Below are 12,379 nucleotides of genomic sequence, written 5' to 3'. Positions count from 1 at the left end.
CTAATAACAAAAATGGCAAAGAGATGTCCTCTCCTGATAAGGTAGTTATAGAAGCTACGGTTAATAGTTTTTTTGAGGTACTTTCAAGTGCATTGAAGTGCCATAATAGAATTGAAATTAGAGGATTTGGCTCTTTTTCAATTAGGAGAAATTAAAAAAACAGACCATTTAATACTACAGAAGTTTACAAAAGATCAGTACTTTAAAGCTTGTTTTCGTGGTAGTAAAAAATTGTCTGACTTGATAAATGGGTAAGAATTTCTATTATTAATAGGATAAAAATTGGGTAAATTTAATGCTGAGAATTTTTCGCATTATATGCGAATAGTAAAAATAGTTATGCGCGATATACAAAATGTCTTATGAAAATGGAGAGAAGGGTCGTTTGCTTAATCTTTCTAGTAGCTTTGATAAATTAGTTAATTCTATAATCTCAAAAAAAAATTTGGCTGAGGGCTTAGGTGTGTTAAATTTCTTGCTACAGCTTTGATTTTTGAGATGAAGTCTTAGAGTTAACAAAAAGTTAGATAAAGTAAATTAAAAATGTGAAAAGCATAAAAATAAAAAAAAGAATAGGTAATATTAAAATATTAAATAAGATAAGCAAGATCATTAAATGAATAAAGGGTTAGCTTCAATAAAACAAGTAATTGAATTCATTATCTTACTATTTATATTAGGAGGGAAATCTACTTTGCGAGTTATGTAGCAATATAATTCGTAGTCATCAAGATCAACTATTTTCTCATACTCAATTAGCTCATTTAGAGAAAATTTATCAAGGTATGTTAGTGCAAAATGCCCTAAAAGTATGTCAGTTTCTTTGCATCCTCTATGCCAGCTTCTATACATCAATTTTCTTTTTAATGAGAAGATATGCGTCATTATTATTAAACTTTCTTTAATTTAAAGGTTGAACTAAACGCTTGTCAAGCAAGGACTTTTTAATATACTTAATATTTTATTCAAGATGTGAGATATAAGTGGAGTTAATTTCTAGTCTTATCCATCAATTTAGTGATTGGATATATTATTTTTTGTCATTTTCTTTAATTATCTCTGTTGTAATATTTGTACATGAGTATGGGCACTATATTATTGCTAAAGGGTGCAAAGTTAGGGTTGAGTCTTTTTCTATAGGGTTTGGTCCTGAAATCTTTGGTTTCTATGATAATCTTGGGACTAGGTGGAGACTAAGTGCCATCCCATTGGGTGGTTATGTTAAAATGCTAGGGGACAGTAGTACAATAAGTGTTCAAGTTAATCAACAAAAGCTAACTGAGGAAGAAAAGTTGTATTCGCTTCATACAAAATCAAGATATAAGAAAATAGCAATAGTTTCTGCAGGGCCACTTGCGAATATGGTACTAGCTATTATAGCTTTTACGGTATTTTTTAGTGTAACGGGATATTATCGCACTCCACCAGTGATTGGAAGTGTAATTGAGGGTAGTGTAGCAGATCAGGCTGGTTTGTTGCCAGGTGATATTATTACACAGATTAATGGATATGAAATAAAACATTTTGAGGATATCTCACGTGTGATGATGTTAAGTCCTGAAGCCAGAGTAGAGATCAGATATAGTCGGAACAACGAGGGGCATAGAACTGTCCTTACTCCATTAATAACTGAGGATAAAGATGTTTTTGGTGATGAAGTAAAAAGAAAAACTATAGGGATTACTTCAATGAATATAGCAGGGTTAAAGCGATCATCTTTTCTTGGAGCTGTGAGTCTATCGGTAAGTGAAACTTACCACGTTATGTATTTAACAATCAAAACTCTTTTTCAAATTATCATTGGTAAGAGAAGTATAAATGAAATAGGTGGACCGATAAAAATTGCAAAGTACTCGGTACAATCAACTAAAAAAGGGTTGATTATGGTTTTATATTTTATAGCTGTCCTTTCAGCTACTTTGGCTGCAGTTAATTTGCTACCAATTCCATTACTGGATGGTGGACATTTGTTTAACTATATTATAGAAGTAATTATACGTAAAGATTTAAGCCCTAGGTATCACAAATGTGCAGCTACTTTTGGCGCTACCATATTATTTTTACTAATGGCAATTGCAATCTCAAACGATATAAGACATCTTTTTTAAGATAAGCATGAAAGGGCTAATTTACATACTAATGGTAATTTTTATTTCTATTCCTATCCTGCTTTTTGCTTTAGAAAACGAGAATAAAATTAAAATAAATAATATTAAATTTGTTGGTAATGAGCGGATCAGTAGCCAAGTAATAGGCTTTTATATAAAGCTAGAGCCTGGTAGTTATGTAGACGATGACAACTTAGATTCAGTTATAAAGGTTTTGTATAAAACAAAGCTGTTTGCTAGTGTTAATGCTTATATTGATGATGAAAAAAACTTAATAATAAAAGTTCAGGAAAATCCACTAATCAAAAAAATAACATTAAAAGGTAATAGGATATTTAAGAGCAAAGAACTGCTAAATAACGTGATTCAATCAAAACCTCTCACCATTTTTGCTGAAACAAAGCTGCAAAGTGATCTATTGAATTTAGCCGCAACTTATAGAAATAGTGGTAAAATTGGTGCTAGAATTGGATATGACCTGAGCAAGCTTGAAGGTAATAGGGTTAGTTTAGTTTTTAAAATAAAAGAGGGTAAGACATCTAGGATTAGAGATATAAGGTTTATAGGCAATAAAAATTTCTCTGAAAGTGAGCTAGAGCGAGTTGTTAAAATGCAAAATGATGATGTGTTTAATAAATTATTTAGGGCCTTTTTTAAAGGTAAAAATCATTATTCACCGCAGTATTTGTTGACTAATGAAGAATTGCTTGATCGTTTTTATTCTTCCAATGGCTATATTAAAAATAACATCCAGCCAATTGTTGAAATTGGTAACAATAATCAAGTTATTCTAACTTTTTTGATTGATGAAGGGGAACAATACTTATTTGGAAATAATGAAGTTAGTATTAAAGCTAAAATCCAGGACTTAAACCTAAAAGAGGAGATATTGGGTCTGATAACTAGAGAAGATAATAAAGTGTTTGATAGGGTTAAGGTTAATAGTGTAGTAGAAAAAATAAACAAGTGTTTGAATGAGAGAGGATATATATTTGCAAAGGTTAATCCAGAATATACACAGCGTGATAATATTGTAGATGTGACTTATAAAATACTGCCAGGCAAGAGGATTTATGTAAATCAAATTACAATTGATGGTAATGACCATACTTTAGATCAAGTAATTAGAAGTAAGCTTAGTATAGTAGAAGGTGATGCATATAACACATTGGAAATTCAGAAGTCATATAGAAAATTAATTAGTAGTGATTTTTTTGAGGAAGTAAAAATAGATAGCTACGTAATTAATGATAATGCAGTGAATCTTGACTTAAATGTCAGAGAAAAAAACACTACTTTGTTATACTTAGGAGGGGGAGTATCTTTTCCTGGCGGAGCATTTTTAAAGGCTGATTTTAAGGACCGTAATTTGTTTGGTAGCGGGAAAGAGCTTTCTTTTGCCCTTGAGAAAAGCCAATATGTATTTTCAACTGATTTAGAAGTAATTGAGAATAACTTTAATGACTCCGATACTACACTAGGTGTAGGTATATTTTATGAAAAGCAAGATAGACTAAACACTACTTTCAATAGTTGCAATATGGGCTTTTTTACAAAAGTATCACATAAAGTTACAGAAAACTTAACTAATTTCCTCCGTTATTATTATAAGTATAGCTATACACATACGGATAATAAGGGCGGAAAAAATAGTGATATTTCTAAAATGATGTGGGATCGAGAAGGTGAGCATCATATTTCATCACTGGGGTACACATTAGCATATAGTAAGCTGGATAACCTCTATGCTCCGAGGGAAGGATATTTATTAAGCTTGAGCCAGGATATTTCAGGGCTGGGGGGCAACGTAAATTTCCTCAAGTCTGAATTTTTGTCTTTTTATGTACATCCTATATTAAGTAATATTAATAATGATACAATACTACGCTTTAAGATGGCTGCAGGACACATTTTTTCTTATACTAGTAAAAATCTGAATATTAGCCAGCACTTTTTTAAGGGTAGTAATGAAATTAGAGGGTTTGACCTTTCTGGTATTGGACCGAGGACAAAAGATAAAAATGAAAGCTTAGGAGGTAAAACTTATTTCAACTTAACACAGCAAGTGGATTTTCCGCTACTAAAGTTATATGATTATTTTATTGTTAAAGGGTCATTGTTTGTTGACTATGCAACGCTTTTTGGTCTAGATGATAAAAGTAAGAAATATGGATATGAGAAGGACTATTATGATAGTAAGCTTGTGAGAGTATCACCTGGCTTTGGCTTTTCAGCACCTTCTCCTTTTGGTGGTAGGTTTAGATTAGATTTTGGCTTTCCTTTAGTTAAAGAGCCCTATGATATAACACCGTCATCAAATATCAAGTTTTCTATTGAAACGGGGGTTTGAATGAAATATACACAGTTGCTTATATCAGTTATTGCCTTAGTTATTTCGGTGTTTTCGAGTTATAAAGCTGTAAAACAGCGACCTCAAGATGCATTTAACACAAAAGTTGTGATTGTTGATAGCGATAAAGTTATCAATGAGTCTCTTGCTCTGCGAAATATACAACAGAAAATAAAAGAGCAAAGCTCTAAACTTCAGCAAGAGTTTGAAAATGAGCTAGAAAAGTTTAAATCCTCAAAAGAAGAATTTGAACTTTTATCGGAGGAAGCAAAGAAAGAAAAAGCGGATCAATTTAATAAGCATGCTGTAAGTGTTAAAGATGATTATGCTAAAAAAATGTCACATTTAGAAGAAAGCTACAGAGATGCAATAGAGGATATTTTTAATAAGGTGAAAGAAGTTGCTAGAAAAACTGCAGAAGAAAATAGCATAGATTTAGTACTTTTTCTTCCAAAGAAAAATCAAATTTTATACTCTATAGATAAAGTTGATTTATCAGATATCTTGTTAAGAAGTATAAACAAGGAAGTATGTGAGTGTACTTTAAAAGATATTAACTAGATTTGCTTTTAGGGGGTGACATGCAGCTTAATATCAGTGATATTATAAAAATACTGCCACATTCTCATCCATTTCTCTTAGTAGATAGGGTGGTAGAGTGTAATCCTGGTAAAAATATCAAAGCGATCAAGAACGTAACTTTCAATGAACCATTTTTTGTTGGTCACTTTCCCAGTCGCCCAATGATGCCAGGAGTCTTAATAGTTGAGTCTCTAGCTCAGGCATCTGCAGTATGTGTTCTAGCTAAAGAAAGTCAAAGCATCACAGGAAATAAGGTTGTTTACTTTATGTCTATTGAAAGTGCAAAATTCAGAAAGCCAGTTACTCCAGGAGATACATTGATTCTTCAAGCTAATATTAAAAATGTACGTTTAAGTGCATGTAAATTTGAGTGTATTGCATATGTTGGTGAAGAAAAGGTTACTGAAGCAATAATTTTAGCTATGTTGAAAAATATATAGAATTTCCGTCTTTAAGAAGTAGTGTATGCATTGTATGATATGATAATGCAGCTAAATTTTAACATCTCGTTTTCAGATCTATATACTCGCGATGGATTAATAAAATTAGATGAAGTATTTTTGGATTACATTAAATTATGCAATGAAAATTTATTTTGTTCGTTGATTGAAGCGAGAAAAAAAATATCTGCTTCTTTGGCGTTATCTCAATGCTTGACCCTAAGATCTAGGGAACAACCAGTATCAACTATTCAAGTGACGGGTAGTCAATTGATTATAGACCTTTCATATTTGCTTGATGAGTTTATCACAAAGCTTTTTAGTATTGAGAGAGAAGTAGAAGAGCTAAAAAGAAAACATGATGACTTTGCTGTAATATATAAATGTAAAAGATTATTTGTTCAGCGCTATGCATTGAAGAAGTATGCTGATATAGCAAATATTGACATCGATTGTGTTACTAGTAGACTAAATCATTTTTTTACTTTACCAGTAACAGAAAAAAACTTTGCTGAGCAGGTGATGCACTGGTTAGAGGATAGAGGAAGTCATGAAGAAGAAATAGAGCTTGCAGCTCAGTATGCAGCATGGAGAGTAAAGAGTAAACAGAGTATACTCTTTAGTGTTCATAGAAGAGTTGACTACAGAAATCTCGTGTCATTCTCTAGGAAAAAAGTAGAAGAAGTTGAGGTGATATATTCAAAAGAAATAAAAAGACGATATGGTTTTGATTTAACAAGTGAAAAAGTAAGTTTGGATGAAGGATTAGATAACGCTCACTATTGCATACTTTGTCATAAACAGGATAAGGATAGCTGTTCGAAAGGGTTAATGGATGATGATATGACCTTCAAAATTTCTCCACTTAAAGTTGAACTTCATGGCTGTCCACTAGAGCAGAAAATATCGGAGATGAATCTGGTAAAAAGTGGAGGGTACAGTATAGCTAGTCTTGCAATTATAATGATAGACAATCCACTATGTGCAGCTACTGGATACAGAATATGCAATGACTGTACAAATTCTTGTATATATCAAAAACAAGAGCCTGTGAACGTGCCAATGATTGAAACAAAAATTTTGGATGATGTGCTTAGTTTAACATTCGGCTTTGAAATATATTCTCTACTTAGTCGTTGGAATCCCTTAAATTTTCAGCGGCCACTACCGAAAGAAGACACTGGCAAAAATATTCTAGTTGTAGGTCTTGGCCCTGCAGGATTTAGTTTAGCTTATCATTTATTAAATGATGGGCATAACGTTATTGCTATCGATGGATTGAAGATCGAACCTTTGATGGACAGTTTTCAGCCAATTAAAGATTTTAAACATGAAAAGTTAAGTGAGCGTTCTGCCAGTGGGTTCGGTGGAGTAGCAGAATATGGCATTACTTCCAGATGGGATAAGAATTACTTGAAGGTTATCAGATTATTGCTGGAAAGACGTAAGAATTTTGCTCTTTATGGAGGTATTCGCTTTGGTGGTACAGTAACTGTTAGTGATGCATTCAATTTAGGGTTTAATCACATTGCCCTAGCTCTTGGCTCTGGCAAGCCAAAAATGATCAAAGTAAAAAATGTGTTAGCTCGCGGAGTGCGTATGGCATCAGATTTTCTGATGTCATTACAGCTTACTGGTGCTCTTAAATTTGGTTCCGTAGCAAATCTACAAGTTCGTATGCCAATAGTTGTTATAGGTGCAGGACTCACTGCAATTGATACTGCCACTGAAGCTTTATCATATTATCCGGTTCAAATAGAAAAATTTCTTCTTCGCTATGAAACGTTAGTTGCTAGATATGGAAAAAACTACATTGAAAAAGATTGGACGGAAGAGGAATATGAAATTGCAGATGAGTTCATATCACATGCACAACTGATTCGAGAAGAACAAGAGTTAGCAAAAAAAGAGAATAGGGAAGCAAAAATATTGGAGTTAATACAGAGCTTTGGGGGAGTGAAAGTTATATATAGAAAACATCTGGAAGATTCACCAAGTTATCGACTGAATAGTGAGGAGGTACGAAATGCATTATTGGAAGGAGTTTACTTTATTGAGAATCTGGAGCCAGTTGAAATTGTAACGGATAAATATAACCATGCTGAGTCGATAAAACTAAAAAATACGAAATCTGGAGAAGTAAAACATATAAAAGCGCGCTCTGTCTTTATAGCAGTAGGTACTGAACCAAATATAATTGTTGCAACAGAGGATGAAAAAAAATTTAAATTAAGTAATGGGTATTTTACTCACCTAAACTCATTAGGGAAAGAAGTAAGTCAGATATTTTCTCCTAAGATGCAAGATAAGGATAGAATATTAGTGTATAAACAAGGTGGTAGAACGATTAGTTTCTTTGGTGATCTTCACCCTTCGTATAGAGGCAGTGTTGTAAAAGCCATGGCAAGTGTTAAAAACGGCTATCCTATCATTTCTCAGCTTTTGAGTGGAGTTGATGTTGCTCCAATGCAGGTTTCAGCGTTAAGTACACAATTGCATGGATGTTGTAATATAGGGGGAACTCCTACCGAGCGTAGTATTATTCAAGTAGCTGGTACTGGGATTCAAGAAAGATTTGGAGACCGATATCGTGAAGAGTTTTTTAATAAGATTAGAGAGCAATTTACTGCAAGGGTCATAAAAATTCAGTATTTAACTGATAGGGTGGTAGAGATAATGATTAAAGCACCTCTTGCTGCAAAAAATTTTCAGCCTGGACAATTCTTTAAGTTACAAAACTTTGAGACCAATAGTAAAAAGGCTGACCTTGCTATGGAAAGTATAGCTGTAACTGGCGCCGAAGTAGATAGAAAAAAAGGAATTATTTCTACGATTGTGCTTGAAACCGGTGGTTCTACTAATTTATGTAAATTCCTTAAAGAAGGTGAGCAGATAGTTCTTATGGGTCCAACTGGGTGTCCTACTGAAGTTTATTAGATCTATTTTACATTAGTTATTCTATAATGTATAATATTAATATAATTAATATTATAGTGACTCTTTTTATTAGGTAGTTTTATAATATATTGTTTACTACTTATCCTTTCAAAGGAATAATATTTCATAAGCAAAGGTAGTAGTAAGTTTTGAGTAAAAGATAAAGAAGTAATAGACTTATAACTGTAGTAGTGAATAAAAAAGGAAATTTTCTTTTTGTGAAGATGGCGGTGATAAATTTAAGCTTATGTAACACTGTGCAGTTAAAGATCTAGGAATATGTAAAAAGCTTTTTGGTGTTGATAGTGCAGACTGTGTAAACAGTGTTTTAGGGAATACTATGGTAAAAAGTATTTACACGATAGGGTATTTAAGTATGCTAGATAAATGTAATTTTGTTACCATAGTTATTATGGCTGAAGGTAAAATATAAGGAAACGTAACAACATTCTGTGCAATTCCTTAGAATGTAACACAAAGGAATGTTAACATATACTGTACAGTTTTCAGAAGATCTTATAGTTTAATTTCTGTTACTCAACTCCCTTTTTAGAGTTTTCTTCACTCTAGCTAGTGTGAGATTACAATTGTTATACTGCTATTTTCTCAGTACTTTACCTATTATTCTATATATATATTATTAGTAACTTTGTATTACAATAACCATTTTAATATGATAGCGTAAAGCTGAGAGAACAGTTAACTTTGTACTGCTATAAAAAAAGCAATGCTAAACTTTGTTTTTAAGAAGTAAATAATTTACTAATGCTTGTGTATAAATTTAAAATAAATTGTGTACGGATGTAGTACTATAGAATGAACATGTTATAGTGAAGCTTACCTCACTATTAGAGCTATCGGTCAGATTAGAGCTAATCTGACCGATTTTTTTGTACACTGATGAATTATATGGTGATTAGTTTAACTAGTAGTTAAAAGGTAATTGCATAAAGATTGATTTTTATCTATTCATTTAGATAGAATGAGCTATCTTAGCTTAAGTTATCATGCAGTTTTATAAATTTTCACTATTGCTTCTGCTAGCTGTGTTAGTGATCATAGTACTAATGTTACCTGAAAGCTTGGGTATGACATTAAACTGGTTGTATCCAGTTCTAAATTTTGATTTGTCTTTTCGCGTTATATTAATATCTTTTTTGTTGACTGCATTTCTAATTGTTCTACCAGCAAGAAACCTGAGATTTTCGGAGATGTTGTCTTCTCTTGCTTATACCGTTAGTTCATTGTGTGCAATATTATCTAAGCAGATAATATTGGTTATAATATTCTATGAATTGATGGCTGTTAGTGCATCTTTTATGATCGCTGGCAGCAAAGACAATGGGCCTGCAGTAAGATATGCTTGTATACACTTTTTTGCTGGGGTTATATTAACAGCAGGGTTGGCAACTCAAAACTCTAATTTAGTAATCGTAGGTTTACTAATAAATTGTGCTTGTTTTCCTTTCTCGTTTTGGGTTGTTGATGCATACCCTGCTGCATCGTTACATGGCACTACATATCTTTCTTTATTTGCCACTAAAGTTTCTTTTTTAGCTATACTTTTACACAGTTATACCGTATATACTAAAACTTTAGCTTTTTTTGGCTCTATAACTGTAATTTATAGCATAATATTTGCTTCTCTTGAGCAAAATATTCGCAGATTTTTATGCTATAACATCATAGGGCAGATGGGTTTACTTATCATTGCAGGAAGCTTGCTTAGCTCTTCGGAAAAAGCAGTACCAGTTTTAATACTACATATAATTTTCTCTCTTAGTTACCAATCATTACTGTTTGTAATTGCTAATGCGATTATTTCACAAACAAAAATGATTAGTTTTAGTGGATTGAGTAAACTCGTATCAGCTGAAGGTATATGTGCTTTAATTGCAGTACTTACAATGGCTGGATTTCCTGGAACTGCTGGGTTTATCAGTAAGTTATGCATTGTAGCTGAAATTGAAATGAATGGTGTTAATTTAAGATTATATAAGAACTTATATAAAGTTCTTAACTTATTAATTTATTTAAGTGTGGGACTTAAGTTTCTCTATTATGTATTTATTACTAAAAGTAAGTTGACTCTTTCTAAGGAAAAGGATAGTAAAATAGTAATGATTTTTTTGGCATCTATATGTGTAATAATTGGTAACCCTTATTTACCTATTTACAATCAATCTTTAATCTTTAATTTTGTGTACAATGCTGAAAATATCTGGTCACAATTTAATTTACTACTATGTACTACTTTGTTGTTTATTCCTTTACGCAAGTTCTTTTTGCCAAGAATAAGTTTTAAAATGGATATCGATTGGACTTTTAGAGCTCTCATACCCTATATTGCTTTATTACTTAATAAATTAGTTTTTAGAGTGAGAAAAATATCTGCTGGTACACTGCAAAACTTGACTGATTCACTTATTGGTTTATGCTTTAATAGTGCTGTTAAACTCAAGGAAGTGCTAAGTTATAACTCAGTGAGTTTTGTTTCAGCTTCTTCTCTTTTTTTAATGAGTATTCTACTAGTGTTGTTATGTTTAAATCATTAACTGAAAGTTTAAATTCTGTATTTAATAGACTTAAAGGAAAATCGATCATTTCTGAGGATGATTTCAATCTTGCTATGCGTGAAATACGCATAGCCCTAATTGAAGCTGACGTTTCCCTAGAAGTTATAAAAAAATTTATCAATGACGTTAAAGATAAGGTAGTAGGGGAGAAAGTTATAAAAAGTATTTCTCCAGTACAAATGATAATTAAAATTGTGCAGGATAACTTGGTTACGATTCTTGGATCAAAAAAAAGTGAGTTAAATCTAACAGTTAAGCTTCCTACTGTGATTATGATGATAGGTTTACAGGGTGTGGGTAAAACAACTACCTCAGGAAAGCTTGCTTTAAAGCTAAAGAGACAGAAGAAAAAAATAATGCTTACCTCATTGGATATTTATAGGCCTGCTGCTCAAAAACAGCTCGAAGTACTAGGAAAACAAATAGGTATACAAACTTTACCTATAGTTACAGGTGAGGAGCCTATTACAATTACAAAAAGAGCATTGTCAGTAGCAAAAAGTGGCAATTATGATGTGTTAATACTAGACACTGCAGGTAGGCTTCACATCAACAATGATATGATGAATGAGTTGAAAGCTATAAAGAAAATGACTTCACCTGCAGAAATTATTTTAGTAGCTGATGCAATGATTGGCCAAAGTGCAGTAGACATTGTCAAATCATTTAATGAAATAATAGGTGTAACTGGTATTGTTCTTACCCGTGTTGACGGTGATGCACGTGGCGGTGCTGCCCTTTCTATGAAAATGACAACTAATTGTCCAATTAAGTTCATTGCTTGTGGTGAAAGATTAAGCGACCTTGACGACTTTTATCCTGATAGAATAGCAAAAAGAATACTCGGCATGGGTGACGTTATCTCATTAGTTGAAAGAGCTGCTGAGATAGTTGGTCAGGAAGAAATTGATAAATTGCAAGAGAAAATAAGAAAAGGTAAATTTGATTTAAATGACCTGGTAAGGATGCTAAAAACCCTAAAAAAAATGGATAGTATCAGCAATATAATAAGATTCATCCCAAGCTCGTTCGCAAAAAAGCTAAGTAGTGGAGTGCCAGATGATGATAAAGTAAAAAAATATATAGCTATCATAAATTCAATGACTAAAAAAGAAAAGCTAGATCCGGATATTTTAAATGGTAGGAGAAGGCTTAGAATTGCTAAAGGTTCTGGAACGAGAGTATCAGATATTAATCTTTTAATTAAACAGTATGATCAAATGAACGCAATGGTTAATAAATTTGGTAAAGTTGGTCACAGCAGACTTAAAGAATCTGATTTAATGGATATGTTAAGTAGGAAGTAAAGCGGCTTCTTTTAGAGAAAAATTGTATTAGTACTATGCTATGGCAAATTATTTGAGGCTGATTACCTTTCCTTACCTA

General features: G+C 32.3%; 9 protein-coding genes. 8 read left to right on the top strand and 1 reads right to left on the bottom strand.

Going from position 1 to position 12,379, the window contains the following annotated elements:
- The first annotated feature begins 23 nt into the window (after positions 1-23).
- On the top strand, positions 24-155 hold the full coding sequence (locus tag GOY12_RS03740; RefSeq protein ID WP_246214379.1) for an HU family DNA-binding protein: 132 nt from the start codon (positions 24-26) through the stop codon (positions 153-155).
- Positions 156-612: 457 nt separating this feature from the next.
- On the opposite strand, the gene GOY12_RS03415 is transcribed toward GOY12_RS03740, so the two are convergent.
- Positions 613-885 (bottom strand): succinate dehydrogenase assembly factor 2, encoded by a 273-nt coding sequence (locus GOY12_RS03415; RefSeq protein WP_175818641.1) that lies wholly within the window; start codon positions 883-885, stop codon positions 613-615.
- A gap of 98 nt (positions 886-983) precedes the next feature.
- On the opposite strand from GOY12_RS03415, the gene rseP reads away from it, so the two are divergent.
- From rseP to ffh, 7 genes are all read left to right on the top strand, one after another.
- Entirely contained in the window at positions 984-2,108 is a 1,125-nt protein-coding gene (rseP, locus tag GOY12_RS03410) for an RIP metalloprotease RseP (protein ID WP_175818640.1), read from the top strand.
- A gap of 7 nt (positions 2,109-2,115) precedes the next feature.
- The gene (bamA, locus tag GOY12_RS03405) at positions 2,116-4,458 is read left to right on the top strand and encodes an outer membrane protein assembly factor BamA (RefSeq protein WP_175818639.1); all 2,343 of its coding nucleotides are present in this window, start codon (positions 2,116-2,118) and stop codon (positions 4,456-4,458) included.
- On the top strand, positions 4,459-5,019 hold the full coding sequence (locus GOY12_RS03400; protein ID WP_175818638.1) for an OmpH/Skp family outer membrane protein: 561 nt from the start codon (positions 4,459-4,461) through the stop codon (positions 5,017-5,019). It abuts the gene before it with no gap.
- A 20-nt stretch (positions 5,020-5,039) separates the two neighbouring features.
- A complete protein-coding gene (gene fabZ, locus GOY12_RS03395; RefSeq protein ID WP_175818637.1) occupies positions 5,040-5,480 on the top strand; it encodes a 3-hydroxyacyl-ACP dehydratase FabZ in 441 nt (146 codons plus the stop codon).
- Positions 5,481-5,525: 45 nt separating this feature from the next.
- On the top strand, positions 5,526-8,417 hold the full coding sequence (locus GOY12_RS03390; protein ID WP_175818636.1) for an FAD-dependent oxidoreductase: 2,892 nt from the start codon (positions 5,526-5,528) through the stop codon (positions 8,415-8,417).
- 1,007 nt (positions 8,418-9,424) lie between these two features.
- Entirely contained in the window at positions 9,425-10,972 is a 1,548-nt protein-coding gene (locus GOY12_RS03385; RefSeq protein WP_175818635.1) for a proton-conducting transporter transmembrane domain-containing protein, read from the top strand.
- Positions 10,957-12,300, top strand: a complete 1,344-nt coding sequence (ffh, locus tag GOY12_RS03380) for a signal recognition particle protein (RefSeq protein ID WP_175818634.1) — start codon at positions 10,957-10,959, stop codon at positions 12,298-12,300. The genes GOY12_RS03385 and ffh overlap by 16 nt, the downstream gene beginning before the upstream one ends.
- The last annotated feature ends 79 nt before the right edge of the window (positions 12,301-12,379 follow it).

The organism is Wolbachia endosymbiont of Dirofilaria (Dirofilaria) immitis (genome assembly GCF_013365455.1).
GTDB lineage: Bacteria > Pseudomonadota > Alphaproteobacteria > Rickettsiales > Anaplasmataceae > Wolbachia.
This window is presented reverse-complemented; position numbering and strand designations above follow the sequence as displayed.